23 protein-coding genes are annotated in these 20898 nt (G+C 71.6%); 13 read left to right on the forward strand and 10 right to left on the reverse strand.

The window, feature by feature from the left end:
• Nucleotides 1–91: 91 nt before the first annotated feature.
• Nucleotides 92–679 carry a helix-turn-helix domain-containing protein gene (locus ABT084_RS16365; RefSeq protein ID WP_351043613.1) on the reverse strand — a complete coding sequence of 196 codons (588 nt, stop codon included), beginning with the start codon at nt 677–679 and terminating at the stop codon, nt 92–94.
• A 141-nt stretch (nt 680–820) separates the two neighbouring features.
• Here ABT084_RS16365 and ABT084_RS16370 point away from each other — a divergent pair, with 141 nt between their 5' ends.
• The 3 genes from ABT084_RS16370 to ABT084_RS16380 are packed head-to-tail and all read left to right on the forward strand — an operon-like array spanning nt 821 to nt 2991.
• Nucleotides 821–1657, forward strand: a complete 837-nt coding sequence (locus tag ABT084_RS16370) for an EamA family transporter (RefSeq protein WP_351043616.1) — start codon at nt 821–823, stop codon at nt 1655–1657.
• A gap of 56 nt (nt 1658–1713) precedes the next feature.
• Nucleotides 1714–2430, forward strand: coding sequence for a B3/B4 domain-containing protein (locus ABT084_RS16375; RefSeq protein WP_351043619.1), 717 nt, complete (start codon nt 1714–1716; stop codon nt 2428–2430).
• Nucleotides 2431–2436: 6 nt separating this feature from the next.
• Complete coding sequence (locus ABT084_RS16380) at nt 2437–2991, forward strand: SUKH-4 family immunity protein (RefSeq protein ID WP_351043622.1); 555 nt, start codon at nt 2437–2439, stop codon at nt 2989–2991.
• Nucleotides 2992–3063: 72 nt separating this feature from the next.
• Here the strand turns inward: ABT084_RS16380 and ABT084_RS16385 are convergent, their stop codons facing one another.
• A complete protein-coding gene (locus tag ABT084_RS16385) occupies nt 3064–3666 on the reverse strand; it encodes a DUF2867 domain-containing protein (RefSeq protein WP_351043625.1) in 603 nt (200 codons plus the stop codon).
• Nucleotides 3667–3763: 97 nt separating this feature from the next.
• On the opposite strand from ABT084_RS16385, the gene ABT084_RS16390 reads away from it, so the two are divergent.
• A complete protein-coding gene (locus ABT084_RS16390) occupies nt 3764–4324 on the forward strand; it encodes a TetR/AcrR family transcriptional regulator (protein WP_351043628.1) in 561 nt (186 codons plus the stop codon).
• Here the strand turns inward: ABT084_RS16390 and ABT084_RS16395 are convergent.
• Nucleotides 4302–5267, reverse strand: a complete 966-nt coding sequence (locus ABT084_RS16395; RefSeq protein ID WP_351043630.1) for an arylamine N-acetyltransferase family protein — start codon at nt 5265–5267, stop codon at nt 4302–4304. The genes ABT084_RS16390 and ABT084_RS16395 overlap by 23 nt on opposite strands.
• Before the next feature lie 183 nt (nt 5268–5450).
• On the opposite strand from ABT084_RS16395, the gene ABT084_RS16400 reads away from it, so the two are divergent.
• The 3 genes from ABT084_RS16400 to ABT084_RS16410 all read left to right on the forward strand — a co-directional run bounded on the left by ABT084_RS16400 (nt 5451) and on the right by ABT084_RS16410 (nt 7978).
• Nucleotides 5451–6266 carry an alpha/beta fold hydrolase gene (locus ABT084_RS16400; protein ID WP_351043633.1) on the forward strand — a complete coding sequence of 272 codons (816 nt, stop codon included), beginning with the start codon at nt 5451–5453 and terminating at the stop codon, nt 6264–6266.
• A gap of 75 nt (nt 6267–6341) precedes the next feature.
• Complete coding sequence (locus ABT084_RS16405) at nt 6342–6782, forward strand: hypothetical protein (protein ID WP_351043636.1); 441 nt, start codon at nt 6342–6344, stop codon at nt 6780–6782.
• 101 nt (nt 6783–6883) lie between these two features.
• Nucleotides 6884–7978, forward strand: coding sequence for a C40 family peptidase (locus ABT084_RS16410; protein ID WP_351043639.1), 1095 nt, complete (start codon nt 6884–6886; stop codon nt 7976–7978).
• 40 nt (nt 7979–8018) lie between these two features.
• Here ABT084_RS16410 and ABT084_RS16415 read toward each other — a convergent pair whose 3' ends face one another.
• A complete protein-coding gene (locus ABT084_RS16415; RefSeq protein WP_351043642.1) occupies nt 8019–9041 on the reverse strand; it encodes an ArsR/SmtB family transcription factor in 1023 nt (340 codons plus the stop codon).
• Between the two features lie 121 nt (nt 9042–9162).
• Between ABT084_RS16415 and ABT084_RS16420 the strand changes: the two genes are divergently transcribed.
• Together ABT084_RS16420 and ABT084_RS16425 are read left to right on the forward strand one after the other, a co-directional pair.
• A complete protein-coding gene (locus ABT084_RS16420; RefSeq protein ID WP_351043645.1) occupies nt 9163–10341 on the forward strand; it encodes an MFS transporter in 1179 nt (392 codons plus the stop codon).
• Nucleotides 10342–10702: 361 nt separating this feature from the next.
• Entirely contained in the window at nt 10703–10942 is a 240-nt protein-coding gene (locus tag ABT084_RS16425; protein WP_351043647.1) for a hypothetical protein, read from the forward strand.
• Between the two features lie 96 nt (nt 10943–11038).
• On the opposite strand, the gene ABT084_RS16430 is transcribed toward ABT084_RS16425, so the two are convergent.
• The 3 genes from ABT084_RS16430 to ABT084_RS16440 all read right to left on the reverse strand — a co-directional run bounded on the left by ABT084_RS16430 (nt 11039) and on the right by ABT084_RS16440 (nt 13689).
• Nucleotides 11039–11914, reverse strand: coding sequence for an alpha/beta fold hydrolase (locus tag ABT084_RS16430; protein ID WP_351043650.1), 876 nt, complete (start codon nt 11912–11914; stop codon nt 11039–11041).
• Between the two features lie 72 nt (nt 11915–11986).
• Nucleotides 11987–13114 carry a glutamate--cysteine ligase 2 gene (locus ABT084_RS16435; RefSeq protein WP_351043653.1) on the reverse strand — a complete coding sequence of 376 codons (1128 nt, stop codon included), beginning with the start codon at nt 13112–13114 and terminating at the stop codon, nt 11987–11989.
• Nucleotides 13115–13203: 89 nt separating this feature from the next.
• Nucleotides 13204–13689, reverse strand: coding sequence for an RrF2 family transcriptional regulator (locus tag ABT084_RS16440; RefSeq protein ID WP_351043656.1), 486 nt, complete (start codon nt 13687–13689; stop codon nt 13204–13206).
• 111 nt (nt 13690–13800) lie between these two features.
• Between ABT084_RS16440 and ABT084_RS16445 the strand changes: the two genes are divergently transcribed.
• On the forward strand, nt 13801–14544 hold the full coding sequence (locus ABT084_RS16445; RefSeq protein WP_351043659.1) for an SDR family oxidoreductase: 744 nt from the start codon (nt 13801–13803) through the stop codon (nt 14542–14544).
• A 157-nt stretch (nt 14545–14701) separates the two neighbouring features.
• Here ABT084_RS16445 and ABT084_RS16450 read toward each other — a convergent pair whose 3' ends face one another.
• Together ABT084_RS16450 and ABT084_RS16455 are read right to left on the reverse strand one after the other, a co-directional pair.
• Nucleotides 14702–15763 carry a D-alanyl-D-alanine carboxypeptidase family protein gene (locus ABT084_RS16450; protein ID WP_351043662.1) on the reverse strand — a complete coding sequence of 354 codons (1062 nt, stop codon included), beginning with the start codon at nt 15761–15763 and terminating at the stop codon, nt 14702–14704.
• Between the two features lie 307 nt (nt 15764–16070).
• Nucleotides 16071–17204: an alpha/beta hydrolase gene (locus ABT084_RS16455; RefSeq protein ID WP_351043665.1), complete on the reverse strand. Its 1134-nt coding sequence runs from the start codon at nt 17202–17204 to the stop codon at nt 16071–16073.
• Nucleotides 17205–17577: 373 nt separating this feature from the next.
• Here ABT084_RS16455 and ABT084_RS16460 point away from each other — a divergent pair, with 373 nt between their 5' ends.
• Nucleotides 17578–18591, forward strand: a complete 1014-nt coding sequence (locus ABT084_RS16460) for an SPFH domain-containing protein (RefSeq protein WP_351043667.1) — start codon at nt 17578–17580, stop codon at nt 18589–18591.
• Nucleotides 18588–19487 carry a hypothetical protein gene (locus ABT084_RS16465; protein WP_351043670.1) on the forward strand — a complete coding sequence of 300 codons (900 nt, stop codon included), beginning with the start codon at nt 18588–18590 and terminating at the stop codon, nt 19485–19487. Before ABT084_RS16460 ends, ABT084_RS16465 begins: the two co-directional genes overlap by 4 nt.
• A 46-nt stretch (nt 19488–19533) precedes the next feature.
• Here ABT084_RS16465 and ABT084_RS16470 read toward each other — a convergent pair whose 3' ends face one another.
• Nucleotides 19534–19935, reverse strand: coding sequence for a C40 family peptidase (locus tag ABT084_RS16470; protein WP_502968949.1), 402 nt, complete (start codon nt 19933–19935; stop codon nt 19534–19536).
• 423 nt (nt 19936–20358) lie between these two features.
• Here ABT084_RS16470 and ABT084_RS16475 point away from each other — a divergent pair, with 423 nt between their 5' ends.
• A complete protein-coding gene (locus ABT084_RS16475) occupies nt 20359–20787 on the forward strand; it encodes a hypothetical protein (RefSeq protein WP_351043675.1) in 429 nt (142 codons plus the stop codon).
• Nucleotides 20788–20898: the final 111 nt, after the last annotated feature.

Below are 20898 nucleotides of genomic sequence, written 5' to 3' on the forward strand. Positions count from 1 at the left end.
TCGATCGTCGGCAAACCGGTGGAAACCCTCGTACAAGCAGCGTAACGCTCAGCCCCGGACCGCGGTCGGCGGCGGTCCGGGGCTGAGCGGGTCAGGTGGAGGTGGAAGCGGGGCCGGGCGGCAGATGGACGGTCATGATGAGGTGGCAGGTTTCGGTGCCGGCGGCGCGGTAGGTGTGGGGGGCGTCGCCGTTGAAGGTGGCGGTCTGACCGGCTTCGACGGGGTGTTCGGCGCCGTCGACGACCAGGGTCATCCGTCCGGCGGTGACGCTGACGGTCTCGGTGACACCGGGCTGGTGGGGGTGGCTGGGGTAGGCGTCGCCCGGCTGGAGCTCCCAGCGCCAGACCTCGGTCGGGGCCGGTCCTGACGTCGTCAGCATGAGCCGGGCCGTGCTGCCGTTGGCCCCGGTCCACAGGGGCATCACGGTGTCGGCGGACACGACGCGGACGCGGCCCTGCGCGGGGCCCTCCATGAGGGCGGACACGGAGACCCCGAGGGTGTCGGCCAGCCGCACCAGGGTGGCGAAGTTCGGGTTCCCCTGGGCTTTCTCCAGGGCCACGAGGGCGCCCTTGCTGACCTGGGCGCGTCGGCTGAACTCATCCAGGGACAGGCCCGCGCGGGTGCGGGCCGCCCGGACGTTGCCCGCGAGCGTGCGCAGTGCTGCCTCGGTCTCTGTCATCCGGTTCCTTCCTTACTGGCCTCACTGGGCGACGGCCGTCACGGCGGACCATTGCACTGCACCAGACGGTCATTCGATTGACACATCCCGGTCGGTCCGTTGTACGCTTCGGTCGTTCCGTTGATAGTAAGGGATGTAATCGTGATCGCTCTGCTGCTGGCCCTGGGCAGCTCCGTGGCCTACGGCTGTGCCGACTTCCTCGGCGGCCTGGGTGCCCGCAAGGCCCACGTCCTGCGCACCGTGCTGATCGCCGCCCCGGCCTCGCTCGCGGTCGAACTGCTGCTGTGGCCCGTCCTCGGTGCTTCTTTCAGTGCCGGTGCCCTCGCCTGGGGCGCCGCCTCCGGCGTGGCCTCGGCCGTCGCCTTCGCCCTGCTGTACAAGGCCCTGGCGATCGGCCCGATGAACGTGCTCTCGCCCGTCACCGCACTGGTGTCCGCCGCGCTGCCCGTCGGCGTGGGGCTGCTCCAGGGCGAGCGCCTGGGCCTGGCGGGACTGCTCGGCCTGCCGCTCGCGCTCGTCGCGGTCGTGCTGGTCAGTGCCGGACACGGGGCCGGTTCCGCGCGGCCGTCCCGTACGGCCCTGCTGACGGCCCTCGGTGCGGGCACCGCCATCGCCCTCCAGCTGATCTGCCTGCACCAGGCGCCCTCCGACAGCGGCGTGGCCCCGCTGATCATCGGCAGGGCGGTGGCCTCGGCCGTCACCCTGACAGCCGCCGGTCTGCTGCGCCGCAGGCTCGGTACGGAAAGGCCCGCCTACGCGATGTCGGCCGCCGCGGGCGTGCTGGACTCGCTGGCGAACCTGATGTTCCTGCTCGCCGCCCGCAGCGGGGACCTCGCCGTCGTCGCCGTGATCACCGCCCTCTACCCGGTCGGCACCGTCCTGCTCGCCCGCGGCGTCCTGGCCGAGCGCATTTACCGCGGCCAGCTCATCGGCCTGGGCGCCGCCGCCGTCGCCGTCGGCCTGCTCGCCCTGCCCTGACCGCCGCGCCACCCGACCACGCACCCACCGGACGCACCGAGAACCGGAGCCCCACCATGACCTTCCGCATCGACCCCGCCGTCGCCGATGCCTTCCCCGACACCCTGATCGCCGTCGTCACCGCCACCGGACTGCGCGGGCGCGAACCCTGGGCCGCCGCCACCACCGCCGTGGAGGAGTTGGAGAGGCGGCTCGCCGACGGCACCTGGGTCCCGGCCGACGAGGACGACCCGCGCATCGAGGCATGGCACACCGCCTACCGCTCCTTCGGGACCAACCCCCGCCGGATCCGCCCCAGCGTCGACGCGCTCGGCCGCCGCATGGCCAAGAGGGGCACGCTGCCGCGCATCAACCCGGCCGTCGACTCCTACAACGCCGTCTCCGTCCGCCACGGCCTGCCCGCCGGCGCCTTCGACCTCGACCACGTCACGGGCGACGTCGACATCCGGTACGCGGACGGCAGCGAGACCTTCACCCCGCTCGGCGAACCCGGCGCCGTCGAGAACCCCAAGCCCGGCGAGGTCGTCTACGCCGACACCACCGGCGTCCTGACCCGCCATTGGAACCACCGCGACGCCCACCGCACCCGCGTCACCGAGGACTCCACCCACGTCGCCTTCATCCTCGAAACGCTCCGCGCCACCCGCGACGGCCACCTCCTCGAGACCGCCGCCGCCGAACTCCAGGACCTGCTCACCCCGCACGCCGAACGGACCACCGTGCACTACCTCACCTCGGCCGGCACCGCCGCGCCCGGCACGGACGAGGGGTGACGACCTATGCTGGTGGGCATCGAGTGGCCCGTGGTCGTCGAGCGGGCCGCGCCCGGCGATCTGCTGCGGTTCAGGTCGGACAGGGCGGCCCGCATCTGGCCGGCCCGGGACGCCGCACGCTTCGTGAGCGAGGTCGGGGTCCCGCACTCCCGGGGGCTCTTCCGCATCCTCGAGGAGCTGGCGGACCGTAACCCGTCAAGTCCGGAGGCGGCCTTCACGCAGGACGTGGACCCCCGGCCCGCCGATACCCCGCACGGCAGACTGCAGCCGTTGGGCACGCTCCTGCAGGCAGTCGTCTTCGTGCACCTCGGAGACGGAACGATCTGGGTCCGCGACCCCGACTCCGAGATCGAGTACGAGGTGATCCACGGGGACGTCTCGTCGCTCGGGTACCTCGTCTACAAGGTCGAGGTGGAGCGGCCCGGGCCGGACGAGCGCCCGGATCCCAACGACTGGGCCGCCGTCGAGGAAATCGTCCGCGAGGGGATGGAGCGCTGGGATCCCCTGCCGTTCAAGAGCGTGTTCTGGACGTCGTTCCTCGACTCCTACCCGATGCTGTAGGCCGCCCGGAATGCGGGGAGGGCGGGGCGGCGCGGCGGGCGCGACGGGCGCCCCCTCGCTCTGTGCGCGTCCTCACCGCGCGCCGCGCCCGGCGGCGTTGGCCTGCCAGGTGCGCCCGATGGTGCGCATCAGCGCGGGGTACACCCCGATGTAGCGGAACGGTTTGATGCCGAGCATGTACAGGCTGCCGAGCCGGCCGTTCGGCTTGACCAGGACGGCCATCTGCCCGCGATGGCCCCCCGAGCCGTCGGTGACCCAGCCGAGGTGCAGCACCGCGTGCACGGTCTTGTTGGCCATCTCGGCGGCCCACTCGTCGCCCGTCTCGTAGAGCGAGGTGAACGGGGACGAGTCGAGGTCGGGGCCTCGTGGCCCTTCGCGCAGGTCGACGGGCATGCGGTCGCGCAGCGAAGCCGTACGGGCGCCGACGCCGGCCGCGGGTTTGTCCCAGCCGAGCAGCGCTCCGAGCTTCCAGCGGACGGAGAAGAGCAGGCGGGAGAGCGGAGTGTCTCCGCTCACGCCGCCCCGGATCCCCTCGGCGATCTGCCGCACCAGCTCGGGCAGATCGTCCGGGCCGCCGGGCGTGGGCAGGGCCCACACGTCCTCGACCGTGAAGCCGTCGGCGATCTCATGGATCCGCCAAGGGCGGCGGGTGTGGGCGGTTCGTGGAAGTCGCATGGGCTGGACCCCTGTCTATACGCTGCCGTATAGATCTGAGCGTAGCCCCATCTATACGCCCCCGTATACTCGGCCGGGACGTGAGGAGCCGCACACCATGGGAACGACCCGCACCCCACGCGCGAAGTGGATCGAGGAGGGCCTGCGCGCCCTGACGGCGGGCGGGCCGGACGCCGTCAGGATCGAGGCGCTGGCGCAGGCACTCGGCGTCAGCAAGGGCGGCTTCTACGGGTACTTCCGCAACCGCGACGCCCTGCTCACCGAGATGCTCGACACCTGGGAGTACGAGGTCGCCGAGGGCGTGATCGAGCAGGTGGAGAGCGCGGGCGGCGATGCCCGGACCCGGCTGGACCGCCTGTTCACCCTGGTGGCCGCCACGGTCGAGGGACCGGTGCGGGGCACCACCGCCGACATGGCCGTCCGCGACTGGGCCCGCCGCGACCCGGACGTCGCCGAGCGCCTGCGCCACGTCGACAACCGCCGCATGGACTACTTGCGTGCGCTGTTCTCCGACTTCTGCCCCGACGAGGACGAGGTCGAGGTCCGCTGCCTGATCGCCGTCTCCGTGCGCATCGGCAACCACCTCGACGCCGCCGACAACGGCAAGCGCAGCCGCGCCGAGGTCATGGAAATGATCAGACAACGCCTGCTCGCGTAGCGACCGTTCGGCGGGCCGCGATCAGGCGGAGTTCCTCGTCCGTGAGGGCGATGCCGAACACCGCGCACAGCGTTCCGTCCAGGGCGTCCGGCGCGATCTCCTCGGTGGTCCTCGTCCCGTCGGGGAGGGTGGTGACGAGGGTCAGGTCGTCCAGGCTGTGGTGAGCGGCGGGGGTCATGCGCTGGGCGAAGAGCCGGCGGACGAACGGGGAGCGCGCGTGCGTGCCCACGAAGTGGCTGCCGACGACGTAGTCGATCGGGTACTGCGCGGTGAGGGTGAAGGTGTGCCGGTCGATCCAGGGGGTCCGGGGCCGCTCGGGGTCGTCGTCCGGCCCGGACGGGCCCGGCGAGGTCTGATACAGCCACCACTGGTCGATGCCGTGGGCGCCGGGCCGCCGCTCCAGCCGGTGCTGCCAGCCCTCGTACGCGATATGAGCCCCGTCGGCGAGTTCGATCGGCCCGAGGGGACCCGCCCCGAAGCCGACGTCGCACAGCCACTCGCGGTCGTCGTCCCGGGCGGTCACCGCGAGAAGCCCGTGCGTGGCGGGGAGGACCTTGGGCGCGCCGAGGCTGACCCGCCCGATCAGCCCCGTGACGTGGAACCCGAGGCGTTCGAGGCCGGCGGCGAAGAGGAGGACGTGCTCGAAGCAGTAGCCGCCGCGCCGGTCGCCGACCAGGCGTGCCTCGACGGAGGGAAGGTCGAGCGGCAGGTCGCGGCCGAGGACGGCGTGCACGTTCTCGAAGGGGATGCCGGTGGTGTGGGCGCGCTGGAGATCGCGCAGGACGCCGAGGGTGGGCTCGCGGGGGCCGTCGTACCCGATCCGGAGCAGATAGGCGTCGAGATCGAGCGCGGCGCCGGACCATCGGTCGGGCTGGTGGTCGGTGGGGCTGGGAGTGGGGACGGCGGTCTCGGTACCCCCGGCGCCGACTGGCTGAGTGTTCATGGTCCCAGCCTCGTTCCTCGACCCACCCCGAGGTCAAGTCGGATTGCGGGCGTGCGTCACCATCGCAGGCCAAGCGGCCCGGTGGCTCGGAGCGCACTCCCCTCGACGACCTCCGTTGACCCGTAGGCCTGAAGGCCGGGGCGGCCGCGCTTACGGCGTCGGCGGTGTTGGAAGGGACGGGGCATGCCGTTTCTTCGCGCAGGAGACCTGAATCTCTACTACGAGGTCGTCGGGGAAGGCGAACCCCTCGTCTTCGTCCACGGCTCGTGGAGCGACCACACGTCGTGGCAGCCCGCGATCGAGGCCGACGTCCGCGCGTCGTTCCGGGTGCTGAGCTATGACCGGCGTGGTCACGGGCGGAGCGAAGCGGGGACGGGCCAGGGCACGCGGAGGCAGGACGAGGACGACCTGGCGGCCCTGATCGAACAGCTCGGCCCGGCGCCCGCACACGTGGCGGGCAATTCCTTCGGCGCGTCCACCGCCCTCGGCCTGGCCGCCCGTCGGCCGGAACTGTTCCGCAGCATCACTCTCCACGAACCTCCGCTCGTCGCGATCGTCGCCGACGACCCGGCGGCGATGGAGGACATGGGGCCGGCGAAGGCCTCGATCGAGGCCGCACTCGGTCTCCTGCGCAAAGGTGAACACGAAGAGGGCGCACGGCTGTTCGTGGAGGAGGTCGCGATGGGCCCCGGCACGTGGGACCGACTGCCGGCCCAGGTGCGTGACACGTTCATCCACAACGCCCCCACCTGGCTGGACGAACAGTCCGACCCCGACTGGGCGGGGATCGACCTCGACGCCCTCGCGCACCTCGACGTACCGGTCCTGCTGAGCGGTGGCTCGGAGAGCCCGGCGTGGCTCTCGCTCATCCTCGACCGCCTGGCCGACGCCCTTCCCCGGGCCCGCCGCCAGAGGCTCGAAGGCGCGGGCCACATCCCCCACGTCACCCACCCCCACGAGTACGTCGCCGCCCTGACCCGCTTCCTGCGCCGGCCCTGACGAGGTCACCGCTCGATCAGTGGTCGCAGCGGCCCTGGTGCGCGGGGTGGCGGCTGAACAGGCTAAATTGCTCGGATGAGTCTCCTGGATGATGTGGCCGAGCGTGACGGCTGGCGGTGCTGGGTGTGCGACGAACCGGTCGACCCCGACAAGTCTGTGAACGACCAGCAGGGGCCCAGCGTGGACAGCCGGACCTCCGACCGGAAGGCCAAGGTCGCCGAGCGCCTCGCGCACCGCGGGTGCAACAGCCGCAAGGGCGCGGTCAAGGTGGAGATCGCCTGGCCGGACCGCCCGTACGTGGCCGAACCCGCGCCGCTGATCGCCGTCGCCGCGCGGCTGGAGCGCAAGGGAGGCCGCGAGGTGGTCGGGCGCTGTTCGACCAGGCAGGACGCCCGGGAAGCGACCGAATGGCTGGTGGACCGGTTCTCCCGACTGGTACCGGGGCTGCCGGTGACCGCCGACATCGAGGCGGGCGGCGGCCAGTTCCTCGTCATCCTGTCCACCGGCCGCCGCTGAGGCCGTCGCCCTGGCCGCGGGGCGACCGGCATGACCGATATCAGCCACACGGCGGCCGAGCGGTCCCTGGTCCGCCCCGGCCGGCGCAGGACAATCGTCGTATGCCCCTCTCGAATATCGCGCTTCCCGCTGCCATCGGCGCCGTGATGGCCCTGGTTCCCCTGGCGCATCCCGTCTCCGCCGCCGAGGCCTCCGCCTCGGCGGCGTCGGCCCCCTGCAAGGGCGCCGCCACCTGCTACGTCGACGTGTCCGTCGCCCAGGTCTGGGAGAGCCCCGACAAAGTGCGGCCGGTGGACGCGAAGGCGCTCACCAACCCGGTCGACATCCGGGGCTGGTTCGCCGCCATGGCCCCCGACATCAACCTGCGCCGCGACGTCCCGGGCGAGACGCAGGCCCTGTACGGGGGCCGGGTCACCGTGGTCGACACGATGACCAAGGACGGCGTGCTCTGGGACAAGGTGGTGGTCCACGGCCAGCCCACGCCCAGGAACGAGGCGGGCTACCCCGGCTGGGTGCCCGACCGGCAGCTGACGAAGCACCGGAAGAAGGCCCTGCCCGGCACGACCGCGGAGCGGATCACCAGCCCCACGGCCCGGGGATACGGCTCCCGTCAGGCACTGGAGGCGGGGGCGCCGTCCAAGGGAGGCACCGAGTACTCGTTCAACACGGAGTTCGCCGTGAAGCCGGTCCCGGGCGCCCCGCGCGTCGTGGAGGCCCGGGCCAATGACGGCACTCCGATCTACTTCGCGCGCGGTGATCTCGCGAAGGTCCCGACGTCGGGGGTGACCGGGGACGACGTGGTCGCCGAAGCGCGCAAGTTCCTGGGCCTGGAGTACCTGTGGTCCGGCACCGCCGGGTTCGGCTACGACTGCTCCGGCCTGACGAGCCAGGTGTACTCCGCCCTCGGCATCACCATCCCGCGCGACAGCCAGCCGCAGTACGACGCGGGCGGCGGCGCGGCGCCCGCGGGCTCGGCCGTGGGAGAGCGGATCACCTCACCGGCCGACCTCCGGCCCGGCGACGTGGTGGGCTTCGGCACCAGCACCTCGAACGTCACCCACATCGGCATCTACGTCGGCAGGAACGCCCAGGGCGAGCCGATGATGATCAACTCGCCCAGGACCGGGGAGAAGGTCAGGGAGGAACCCCTGACGAACCGCCCGTTCGTCGGCGCCACCCGCTTCATCGGCTCCTGAACGGCGCCGGCGGACCCGCGGCCGCCACGAGCTGCCGGAGTCACGAGCGCGCGAGCGGGTGCGGGTGATGCTGGCCGGCCAACTCATCCCCGAGAGGGCTACGGCGGTACAGAACCTGCCGTCCGTCGCGAGCCCGGGTCAGAAGCCCCGTGGCGTGCAGCACGCGCAGGTGCTGGGACACGGCACTCGGGGTGACCCGGAAACGACGAGCGATCTCGGCCGTGGACAGCGGTTCATCGAGGAGGGCCAGCAGCTTCGCCCTGGGGGCGCCGAGCAGCGCCACCAGGGCCGGCGCATCAGGGGTGGGCGCCGGGGCCCACAGTGTCGCCACTCCGCGGCTCGGGTACGACAGCACCGGCGGTTCCTCCGGGCTGACCGGGGGCGCGGGTTGGTGAGCGAACACCGAAGGCAGGAGCAACAGGCCCCGGCCGGAGGCCGCGACGCGGTGCCTGCTGATCATCTTGTCGATGTGCAGGACCCCGTCCCGCCAGCGCAGGTTCGGGTGCATGTCCGCGAACAGCAGGCGGGCGCCTCCCACGGCCAGTTGCCGTGCGCGATAGGTCATGTCGGCTTCCAGAAGCAGTCGCATCTGCGGCCACACCGGCTCGATGGCGATCTCCCAGTACTGCCGCAGGAGCGCGCAGATCGCATCGCGGAGTGCGATGACAGGCTCGTCGTCGTCGTCGGCGGCGGCGGCGGCGGCGGTGGCGTCGCGCAGCGCTTCGGGAAGTGGGTCCGGCGCGTGCGTGGCCGTCAGATCGCGCCGCACCGTCTCGGGGGAGGTCCGGCGGACGACGGCCAGTTCTTCCTCGAAGGCCGGGGCGAAGCCGCTGGGCCGCGGCGTCAGGAAGTCGGGGAGGGTGCGCCGGGCCGCGACCAGGGACATCAACAGGCGGGTGTCGAGGGCGCCGAGCCGGCCGAGGACGGATCTGCGCCACGGGAGGTGCAGCGCGGAGAGGCCCGGATCCCGCAGCACCCGCAGGCTGACCACGGTTTCGTGCAGGGGCGAGACGGCGAAGCGAGTGTCCGCGAGATCCTCGACGTCGAGCACAAAGCTGATCATTAAGCTCCACGCTACATCGATTGGAAACGGCACGGAGGTGCCGTGAACTTCAGCGCATGACGCACACAACTCCTGCGCGGCGCAGCGTGATCGGCACGGCGGACCCGGGATGAACCGCCGGATGACCCTGACACTGGCCATGACCTGCGCGGTGGCCGTGGGCAACGTGTACTTCCCGCAGGCGGTCATCCCGCTGGTGGCCGCCGGGCTGCACGCCTCACCCGATGCGGCTTCCCTGGCCGTGACCGCGACCCAACTCGGCTACACAGCCGGTCTTTTCCTGCTGGTCCCGCTCGGCGACCGGTTGCCGTACCGCTCGCTCCTCGTCACCCTGCTCGCCCTGACGGGCCTCGGTCTGCTCGTCGCAGGCTGCGCACCGGACCTGCCGACCCTCGTCGGCGCCGGCGCCCTCATCGGCCTCACCACCGTGGCCGCTCCGGTCGTCGGCCCGCTGGCAGCCGGACTGGTGACCGCCGACCGCCGCGGAGCGGTGATCGGCACACTGCTGAGCGGATCGATCGGTGGCATGCTGCTCGCCCGGGTGTTCAGCGGCTCGCTGGGCGAATGGCTGGGGTGGCGAGTTCCCTACCTGGCGGCCGCGGCCCTGACCCTGCTGCTCACCATCATTCTGGCCTTCACGATGCCCGCGACGATCCCGCCCTCACGTCAGTCGTACCCAGCGCTCCTGGCCGGGTCACTGCGCCTGCTGGGCACCGAGCCGGACCTGCGTCGCTCCTGCTTCTACCAGGCGATGGTCTTCGCCGGCTTCTCGGCCGTGTGGACGTGCCTGGCCCTGCTGCTCCACGGTCCGGTGTACGGCATGGGCGCCCAGGCCGTCGGACTGCTCGCCCTGGTCGGTGGCGCGACCATGTTCTGCACCCCGCTCGCCGGACGCCTGGTGGACCGCCACGGCCCGGACCCCGTGAACCTCGTCTGCATGCTCGCGGTCCTCGGCTCCGCCGCGGTCCTGGCGGTGGGTGCCCGGGGAGACGTACTCGGGCTGACCGCCCTGGTCATCGGTACGCTGCTGCTCGACATCGCGATGCAGTCGGGCATGGTGGCCAACCAGGCCCGCGTTTACGCCCTGCGTCCCGACGCCCGCAGCAGGCTCAACACCGCCTACATGACCTGTGCCTACCTGGGCGGCAGTGCGGGTTCCTGGTGCGGCGTACGCGTCTACGAGGTGGCCGGGTGGCCGGGCGTGTGCGCGCTCGTGGCGTCGCTCGCCGCACTGGCTCTGGCCCGCCACCTCGTGGCGCTGTCCAGGTCGCTTCGTTTCCACCCGACGGGGCCTCACTAGCCGGTAAGGTTTCGAACGCCAAGGCGATTCCCTTTTCCGGAGAGGGTGCTTGCGATGGCTGGTATGGCAGCACATCCCTGTGCCGACTGCGGGCACCCGCGGGGGCTGCACGTCCCCTCGCTCCGGCGGTGCCTCGGCCCGTTGGACGCCCTCGCATGTGACTGCCGGCTCTTCCGGCGTGCGGACGAACCCGTGGACGAAGGCGTGCGGAGCGCCGCGTGGAAGCCGGCGTCGAAGGACGTGCCGTGTGCGGAGTGCGGCTCGCCGTACGGCCGTTGCCGGTGCGAGTCCTGGTGGGAGCGCGAGCGCCGGCAGGGACCGTTCGCTCCGTGCGGCGGATGCGGATGCGGAGGCTAGCGCGGTGACGGGAGGCGACTGGGTCCTGGTGGTGATGGCCACCACGCCGCTGGCCCTGTTCGCGGTCGGGCTCACCCTGGACACGGTGTTCAGCTCGCGGAAGGCCCCGTGCGCCCGCTGCGACCACGCTCGTGAACTGCACGGCCCGGCCGGCTGTGGTGCCGTCGGCGGGACGTGTGACTGCACACGCTTCGTCGATCCGCCCCGCGAGGACCCGAACCACCTCTACGCCTGCGGCGGTTGACGGCGGTTGACGGCGGGGGAGCCGCGAGTCGCCCGCTCCCGGTACGGGTCGACCCGCGGCTCCCCGGCTCGGGCGCGGAGGCTCAACGGCAGAGGCTCAGCGGCAGAGCCGGGCCACCTGTTCCAGTTCGTCGGCGAGCAGTGCGGGGTCGCGGGGACCGATGTGCGGGGCCGCCAATGACCGTACGCGGAAGGGGTTGCCCGGGGTCATCTCGTCGGCCTCCCGGATCATCAGGTCCTGGAGCGCCGGGGGGAGCGTACGGTCCTCGGTGAACCGTACGAACGTACGCGGGACGCGGCCCCATTGGTGAGGCAGGCCGCGGCCGTCGGCGGCCCCGATCGCGGCCGACTCGTCCGGTTCGAGGATGTTGAGCATCGTCCGGATCTCGGTGTCGGAGTAGTCGGCGCCCATCGCCTCCTTGGCGATCCGGAAGAACGACGGGTCGTTGCTCCGCCAGTTGACCCGGGTGATCCCGAGCTCCGGCGGGGTCGGGACGGCGGTCAGCTTGAAGATGTAGCTGTCGGCTGCCTCCGGCGTCGCCAACAGCTCGCTCACCGAGGCCCGCTTCGCCGGGCACAGGGCCGAGACGTACACCAGGTGTGAGATCAGCTCGGGTATCAGGTCGGCCACCGCGTTGAGGGTGACGCCGCCCAGACTCTGGCCGACCAGGACCACCGGGCCGTTGCGGTGCGCCCTGCGCACTACCGAAGCCACGTGCGCGGCGCAGTCGGCCAGGGTCGTCCCGGCGATGGGGGAGGGCTCCGTACGCAGTCGCTCCAGGTCCTGCGGTGCCTGGTAGGAGAGCGGGAAGTAGGCTCCGGGGCCGTGGCCGGGCAGGTCGACCGCGACGGCCGGCCGCCCCCGCAGCCCGAGTTCGGCCACGACGGGAGACCAGCCGTAGGCGTTGCTGCCCGAGCCGTGGACCAGGACGAAAGTGACCGGCGGTTCATCCGCACCAGTTAAGTTACTCATGAGTAGATCATAGGGCGCGCTGTGTACCTGGCCGAGCGGCAGGGCCGATCGGCGGTTCAGGGGGGCGGCGGCTCAGGTGGTCGTGGCGGACGCGACGGTGATCTCCGCGCAGCGGGTGGCCACCTTGGCGAGGTCGCCTTCGGTGCGCAGGAGTTCGCGCTGGACGCGCGCCCCGTTCCCGTCCCGCAGCAGCGCGGTGAGGCCGTCACGGACCAGGGCTTCGTCGCCGTGGTCGCGGAGCGCGTCGCGTACGTGCCGGTGGAGGGCCTCCACCACCTCCTCGGGCGAGGCCTCCCGCATCGTCTCGGGATGCAGCAGGGAGCCCTCCAGCCCTGACCGGCCGGCCTGCCAGGACGCCAGCCGCAGCAGGCTCGTACTGACCGGGGCCGGTGCTTCCCCCGCGCGCCAGGCACGCGCGGCCGTCTCGACCAGGGCCCGTACGAGGGCGGCGAGCAGGACCGGCGTCGAGGCGTCCAGGCACACGTCCGCGACCCTGACCTCCACGGTGGGGTAGGCGGCCGAGAGCCGGGCGTCCGACCAGATCATCCCCTCGTCGCGGAGCACACCGCTGTCGACCATGGCCCGGACCTGCGCGTGGTAGCCCTTCGCGGACCCGAAGAGATCCACGGGCCCGGCGGACGGCAGCCGGTTCCACACCCTGCTCCGGTAGCTCCCGTACCCCGTGTCCTGTCCCTGCCAGAACGGCGAGTTCGCGCTGAGGGCGGTCAGGACCGCCAGCCAGGGCCGGATGCGGTCCAGGACCGCGACCCCTTCCTCGTCCGACTCCACGGACACGTGGATGTGGCAGCCGCAGGTCAGCTGCTCCTGTGCGGTCATGCCGAACTGCTCGGCGACCCACTGGTAGCGGCGGCCGGTGTTCAGGGACGGCTCCACGGGCAGCGGCGAGGTGCCCAGTGCGGCGACGACCGCGCCGACGCCCTCCGCGTGCCGCGCGGCCTCGGTCCGCCACCGGCCGATCTCGCACGCCAACTCGCTCATGTCGGTGACCGGCTTCGTCGCGAACTCGACCTGTTCCTTGGCGAGCTCCCGCTCGAAGTTGTGGCCCTGCTCCCAGCCGTCGCGGGGGCCGTGTCCGTCGGACCGGTCCGCGGCTTCCAGTACGTGCCCCGACAAGGCCAGCGGGACGCCACTGGCGGGGTCCACCAGGAGCAGTTCCTCTTCCACGCCCACACTTCGCATGCCTGTACCCATCACATCGTCGATCAGATGTGTCCCGCCTTCCCAGGACGGCCCCCGGCCATGCGGGCCGCCCCGAACGGCGTATCGGGTCAGTTCGTGGGGCCCGCGGTCAGCCAGGTGCCGATGCCGGGCAGCGCATCCGGCCCGCTGTCCTCTTCCACCGAGGCGACGAGATCGGCGATCGTGACCCCGGCCAGCGAGGCCCTCCATGCCGCGTCCGCCGCTCCCATCGCCCGGGCCACGGGGCACTGCTTCGTGCACTGCTCCGGCGGTGTCGCGAACGGTCCGCGCTGGCGGATCTCGGTGCATACGAACGCCGGGGTCGCCCCGTCGACGGCCTGCACCACGTCCAAAAGGGTGATCTGTGAGGCTTCCCTCGTGATCATGTAGCCACCGGTCTTGCCCTGGACGGAGCGCACCAGGCCTGCCCGCGAGAGCGCCTGCAGCTGCTTGGCCATGTAGCTGGGCGACACTTCGTGCAGCTCGGCCAGGCGGGCCGCCGGTACAGGCTCGCTGGCCGCCGTCAGGGCCACACAGCAGTGCAGGGCCCACTCGACGCCGCCGGACAGTTTCATACCGCCTCCATTTGACTCGGACAGAGTCTATCCGAGTACAATCACGGATATCTGCTGTCCGAGTTTGGGTGCGGGGAGAGGAAGCGCCCAGCTCACGGAGGAAGGCACACCATGAAGATCACCGTCATCGGAACCGGCCTCATCGGCTCCCAGCTCGCCACCCGGCTCGAGAACCAGGGCCACGACGTGACGTCCGCGTCCCTGTCCTCCGGCGTCGACCTGCTCACCGGCGCGGGCCTCGACGATGCCCTCGCCGGCGCCCACACGGTCGTCAACGTGACCAACTCCCCGACCTTCGACGACCGGTCCCTCGTCTTCTTCCGCACCACCGTCGGCAACCTGCTCAGCGCGGGCGAACGAGCCGGGGTGCGCCACCAGGTCGTCCTGTCGATCGTCGGAGTGGACCAGGTGCCCCAGCTGGACTACTACCGGGCCAAGGCGCTCCAGGAGGAGCTGCTGCAGGCCGGCCCCACCCCATACTCGATCGTCCGCGCCACGCAGTTCTTCGAGTTCATGGAGCCCACGATGTCCTGGACCTCGGACGACAGCGCCGTGCGTCTGCCCGCGACACCCCTCCAGCCCATCGCGAGCGCCGATGTGGTCGCCGCCCTCGCGGAAGTGGCCACCGGGTCGCCCCTCAACGACATCCTCGACATCGCGGGCCCGGACACGTTCACGCTGGACGAACTCGGCCGCATCACCCTCGCTGTCCGAGGGGACGGCCGCCCCGTCATCACCGACGACCGGGCCGGCCTGTTCGCCGCCGTCCAGGGCGACGTCCTCACCGCCGGCCCTGCCGCCCGTCTGGCCCCGACCCACTACCGGGACTGGCTGCAGGGGACCCTGAACGGCTGACGGGAAGGGGCGGTTTCCGCGTGGCACCCCGGCGCATGGCGCAATGCGTCGGGGTGCCGGGGTGCCGGGCGTTTCACTCCGGGCGTTTCACCCCGGCAGGTTCACGCCTGCAGTTTCAGGCCTGCCGAGTCACGCCTGCCGAGTCACGCCCGCAGTCTCACGCCTGCCCGCGGCGGCGCCTGCGCATGAGCAACCAGCCCGAGCCCCCGGCCACAGCCGCCGCCCCGACTCCGATCGCGCTCCAGCCCAGCGCGCCCGGACCGGATCCGGAAGTGGATCCGGAGCCGGACGAAGCGCCCGCCGCCCCGCCCTTCGCCCGGGCACCACCGCCCGCCGCGGCCTGGTCGAGCGTGCCGACCGGGGTCGCCTTGCCGACCGCTGCGAAGCCCCAGTCGAGCAGGGCGCGCATCTCGGTGTAGACCTGGTCGCGGTGGGTGTCCTGGGGGTTCATCACGGTCACCACGATGGTGTGTCCGTCCCGCTGGGCCGCCTCGGACAGGGTGTTCCCGGCGTTCGTGGTGTAACCGTTCTTGCCGCCGATCAGGCCCGGGTACGGGGCCACCCCGTCGGTGCCGGACAGCATGCGGTTGGTGTTGCTGATCCCGAACGGCTTGTCCCTGCCGGGTCCGGCCGGGCCGCCGGGGAACTGCGCCGACGCGGTCGAGCAGTACTCCTTGAAGCCCGCGTCCGTCAGGCCCTGTCGCAGGAAGAGCGTCAGGTCGTACGCCGAGGAGACCTGGCCGGGGGCGTCGTAGCCGTCCGGGCTCCGCACGCTCGTGTCACCGGCGCCCAGCTCGGTGGCGCGCCGCTGCATGTCGGCGACGGTCTTCTCGACGCCACCGTTCATCGCCGCGAGCACGTGCACGGCGTCGTTGCCCGAGCGGAGGAACACCCCGCGCCACAAGTCGGGTACCTGGTACGTCCCCCCGGGCACTATGCCGACCGCGCTGCTGCCGTCGCCCATCCCCTTGAGGTCCTCGGGCGTCACCGTGCGGCTCGCGGTGTGCGGCACCGCGGGCAGCACGGTGTCCGCGAAGAGCATCTTCAAGGTGCTGGCCGGGGGGAGCTGCCAGTGGGCGTTCCGCGCCCCCAGCACCTGGCCCGTGTCCGCGTCCGCCACCACCCAGGACAGTGCCGACAGCCCTGCCGGGAGGTTCGGTGCGCCCGCGCCGACCTGGTCGCCGGGACTCCCGAGCCGCTCCCCGCCCACCTTCGACATCTGCGCGGGGGGCTCCTTGCGCGCCGGGCCGCCGGCCGCGCCGGATGCCCCGGCGGTCGGCGGCGTCGACGGTGGCGGTGTACGCGGCGCCTGCGGTGTATGCGGTGTCAAGGGGGCGCTCGCACAGGCGGGCGTCACACCCGCGCACGCCACCAGCACGGCCGCCGCCACGGCCACCAGAGCCCCCCGGGCCCGCGGCCGCGGAGCCGCGCGACCCCGGTCGGCAGTCGTGACGAGGGGCGCGGCTCCGGCCGTCTCCTCGGTTGTGGCCGTCATCGGCACGTCCTCCCTTCCCCCTGGGCGGCGGTCACTTCGCGGCGACCGGGCCGCGCATCCGGTCGCTCATCCACTTCAGGTCGCCACCGTTGAACAGGGTGTCCGTGTACTTGTATCCGTCGTGACCGCCCTCGAAGGACGTCACCCGGGTCTCTATCGGGCCCTTGGTGATGTCCTGGCGGAGCTTGTCGAGCGCCGCGACCTCCTGCTTCGGCTCCTTCGTGCCCATGAGGAAGGAGATCGCCACCTTGGGGCCGGTCGTGGGGCCGGTCGTCGGGCCCTTCGTGGCACCGGTCGAGGGGCTGCTCTTCGGCGTGCTCTTCGGGCTGCTCTTGGAGCCGGCCTTGGCGCTGCTCGACGGGCTGCTCGAGGGACCGCCCGAGGCGGCGCCGCTCTTCTTGATCAGCTGCTCGGCCAGCCAGGCCGGGCTGTTCTCCTGCTTCTCCTTCGGATGGCCGTTCCACAATGGCGAATCGGGGGCCGCGTCCGGCCCGCCCGCGATCGCCACGCTGAACCGCTCCGGGTACTGCAGCACCATCTTCATGCCCACGTAGCCGCCGGAGGAGGAGCCGAAGAAACCCCAGCCCTTCGGGTCGGCGTAGGTACGGAAGTTCTCCCGCACGAGGTCGGGCACGTCGTCCGAGATCCAGGTGCCCATCTTGGGCTGCCCCGGTATGTCGCTGCCGTCGTAGTAGGTGTCCTTGTTGGCGTTCAGCACCGGCATGACCACGATGAAGGGCAGGCTCTCGCCCTTGTCGGCGGCCTCCCCGATCCGCTCCTGGAGGCGGAACTCCTTGGAGAAGAAGTAGTTCGTCGGGTAGCCCACGGCGCCGGGCAGCGCCATCAGGACGGGGAAGGCGCTGTCCTTGTACTCGGGCCGGCCGTACTGCTTCGGCACCCACGCCCACACCCGGCCGGTGAAGCCGGACTTGGGCCCCGTCAGGTCGGTGCGCACCACCCGGGTCCCGTCCGGCAGCTCCCGCTGCGTCGTCCACTCGCGCGGATGGGTCGGCATCCGGACGTCGCTGGGGGCGCTGCTCGCCCCCGGCTTCGCCGAATCTTTCGGGGCGAAGGAGACGGGATCGCCCTCGCTGGAGCAGCCGGACAGGGCTGCGACGGCGGACAGGACGAGGGCCGCGCAGAGCGAGGCGCAACGATGTTTCACTCGGGACTCCGGTGCAGACTTACGGATCTCGAACGGTCTCGAACGGATCTCGCAGGTATAGATTGATACGGCAACATTTCGGTTCCCTCGAACGGACACGAAGCCGGAGACGGCGCACGAACGCCCCCGAGCCAGGGCGCAGCCGCTCCCAGCCGTCGCGCGCACACACTGCCGGCCCGTACCGACTTGATCCCCTCCTCGGCCTCGCGGCCTTCCTCGCCGCTCGCCGCTCCCCGCTTCGGCCGGGCTCATGGGCCGGGCGTCGGGGCACCGTTGACGACGTTCGGGGCCGTCGGTCGGCTCTCTTCTCGTCCCCTTGACGATATGGGCGTACGCCGTTATCGTCGCACTGACGAAATGAAGGGGGTTCGCCATGGCCGACATCACCCGGCGCTTCGGCTGGCGTCATCTGCGCTCCGCGCCCACCGCCCACATCCGCCACCACAAGCGCGGCCGACTCGTCCATGACGGGCGGGGGCTCAGCTTCTGGTACCGGTCGTTGTCCGCGGCGCTGTCCGAAGTGCCGGTCGACGACCGGGAGTTGGCCATGGCGTTCCATGCCCGTACGTCCGACTTCCAGGACGTCGCCGTGCAGGCCACCGTCACCTACCGGATCAGCGACCCGGCCGAGGCCGCGGGCCGGATCGACTTCTCCGTCGACCCGGACACCGGGAGCTGGCGCGGCGCGCCCTTGGAGCAGATCGCCACCCTCCTCACCGAGACCGCGCAGCAGCACGCGCTGGACGTACTGGCCCGCACCCCGCTGGCAGTCGCCCTGGTGGACGGCGTCTCCTCCGTGCGCGAGCGGGTCGCCGCCGGTCTCGCCGCCGAGCCCAGGCTCCCGGCCACCGGCATCGACGTGGTGGCCGTGCGGGTCGTGGCGATCCGCCCCGAGGCCGAGGTGGAGCGCGCCCTGCGCACCCCGGCCCGCGAGCAGATCCAGCAGGAGGCGGACCGCGCCACCTATGAACGGCGGGCCATCGCCGTCGAGCGTGAGCGCGCCATCGCCGAGAACGAGCTGGCCAGTCAGATCGAACTGGCCAGACGCGAGGAGCAGTTGATCGACCAGCGCGGCACCAACGCCCGCCGCGAGGCCGAGGAGAAGGCGGCGGCGGACGGTATACGGACCGAGACCGAGGCGGCCCGCAAGGTCCGCCTGGCCCACGCGGACGCCGAGGCGGCGCGCGAAACGGGCGCGGCGCGCGCCGAGGTGCAGGCCGCCTGGCTGCGCGTGCACGACGAGGCCGACCAGGCCACGCTGCACGCCCTGGCGGCGACCCGGCTGGCGGAGAACCTGCCGCGGATCGAGAGCATCACGCTCTCTCCCGACGTCCTCACCGGGCTCCTCTCCAAGCTCGGACGCCCGGAAGGCGACGCGGGCGCGTGAGCCTGGCACCTCGGGCGGTGCTCGTGCACCGCAGGACCGAGTACGAGGAGCTGCTCGCCCGGCACGGGACGCACGGGCAGGCCGCGTTCTTCCTCTCCAGCCGGGGCCGGTCGATCGACGAGGTGGTCCGCCGCCACGACGGCAACCAGCAGGCACTGCGGGAGGTGACGGCGGCGGTGCCGCTCACCTGGCGCAGCTCGAGGGTGGAGCGTGCGGACCTGGACCGCTTCCTGTTCGCTCCGGAGGACGTGGTCGTCGTGGTCGGCCAGGACGGCCTGGTCGCCAACACCGCGAAGTATCTCCGCGGACAGCCGGTGGTGGGCATCGACACCGACCCGGGGCGCAACCCGGGGGTCCTGGTCCGGCACCGCCGCGCCGACGCGGCCGCCCTGCTGCGTGCGGCGGCCGCCCCCGGGGGCCGGGCGGAGGAGCTGACCATGGTCGAGGCCGTTGCCGACGACACCCAGCGCCTTCTCGCCCTGAACGAGATCTACCTGGGTTCGCCCGGCCACCAGACGGCCCGCTACCGCCTGGGCGCCGACGACGAGGAGGGCCCGGGCGAGGCCCAGGCATCCTCCGGGGTACTGGTGGGAACCGGTACGGGCGCTACCGGCTGGCTGCGTTCCCTCTGGCTGGAGCGCGGTAGCGCCGAGGCGCTGCCCGCACCCAGCGACCAGCGGCTGCTGTGGTTCGTGCGCGAGGCCTGGCCCTCCGCCACGACCGGCACGACGAAGGTCGCCGGTGTGATGGAGCGGGGGCAGGGGCTGCAACTGACCGTGGAGTCGGACCGGATCGTGGTCTTCGGCGACGGGATGGAGGCCGATGCCCTGGAGCTGACCTGGGGTCAGAGCGTGCGGCTCGGCATCGCGGCGACGTCGCTGCGCCTGGTGACGTGAACAGCCTCGTCGGCACCGGAGGCGGGCGACGTCCTTTCCGGCGCGCTCAGTTGGCGCGGGTGTACCGCACGTCCCCGCTCCAGATCCGCTCCAGGCGGACGCGCGTGCCGGGGCGGGGGGCGTGCCAGATGCTGTCGTCGCCCGCGTAGATGCCCACGTGGCTCATGGTCGCTCCGGACGGGAAGAAGACGAGATCGCCGGGCGTGCGTTGACTCCGGGAAATGTGCCGGGTGCTTTCGTATTGCTGCTCGGCCGTGCGGGGAAGCGTGCGGCCGGCCTCCCGGAAGGCGTAGAGCGTGAGGCCCGAGCAATCGAATATCTTGGGGCCCGTCGCCCCATAGGCGTAAGGTGCGCCCCGCTTCGACGCGGCGATTTCAACGGCTCTGGGGCCGTAAGGGGAGGCTGCCCTGGCCGGTGTGGCCTCACTCGTCATCGTGGCCAGCGACATTATGAGAAAGAGAGCGACTATCGGCGGAAGAATGTTGCGGATATAGCGTCGTTCTTTCCCGGGCTTCTGGAAGTCCATTTCGATGGGGCGCAATCGTGATACCTCCGCATTGGCTGCGTAACGAATCTCGACGACGGACAAGCTATCCCCCATAGCCCGCCACCGAAGGGATTCGGACACCCCCTGAAAAGTATTGATTAGGTAAAGGACCGCTCCCTCGAGTCGCCCCCACAGGCGGAGCGGGTCCGCAACACGATCACCGCCTCACGGGCCATATATCCTGGCTGACCTGCGGTTTCATCCGGAGCAACGGGGGTGCTGGGGTGCGGTGTGCGGATGCGGGGCCGGGGGTGCTGTGCGAGCTTGGTACGAGTGGGGGCTGGACCCGGGGGGCGTCTTCTTCCCCGAAGGAGTGCATCGCATATGAACCGACTTCTCGCCACGGCCGTGAGCACGGCCGCCGCAGCGCTTCTCGTGACCGGCGGGGCCGCATCGGCCTTCGCCGCCGCGCCGACCGACGATGCGACGAACAAGCTGTGCAGCAGTCTGACCGAACTCAAGGCCGACAACGCGAAGTTGCGAACGCTTGACCCGGCGACCGCCACCAAGGACCAGATCAAGAGCGCGCACAACGCCGTTCAGGATGACTGGAAGACCGTCGCCGAATCCACCGCGCAGTTCAACGCTGCTCAGAAGGACGCGGTCAAGAACGCGGCCAACGCCGTCAAGAAGACGTACGACAGTCTGCCCGGCGACACCACGGGCGCCGAGGCCCTGACCAAGCTCACCCCTGACCTGCAGAAGCTCGACTCGGCCGTCGCGAGTGCCCAGTCCGGCCTGAAGTGCGGCTGACGGACCCACCACCGGAGCGGGGCGCTCACAGGGCGCCCCGCTCCGGCCCGCACGGCGGTGGGCCCCTAGCAATCGCTAGGGGCCCCCCCCGCAGAGCGTGGGCACCCCCCA

This window comes from Streptomyces sp. NPDC002138 (assembly GCF_040296485.1).
Lineage (GTDB): Bacteria > Actinomycetota > Actinomycetes > Streptomycetales > Streptomycetaceae > Streptomyces.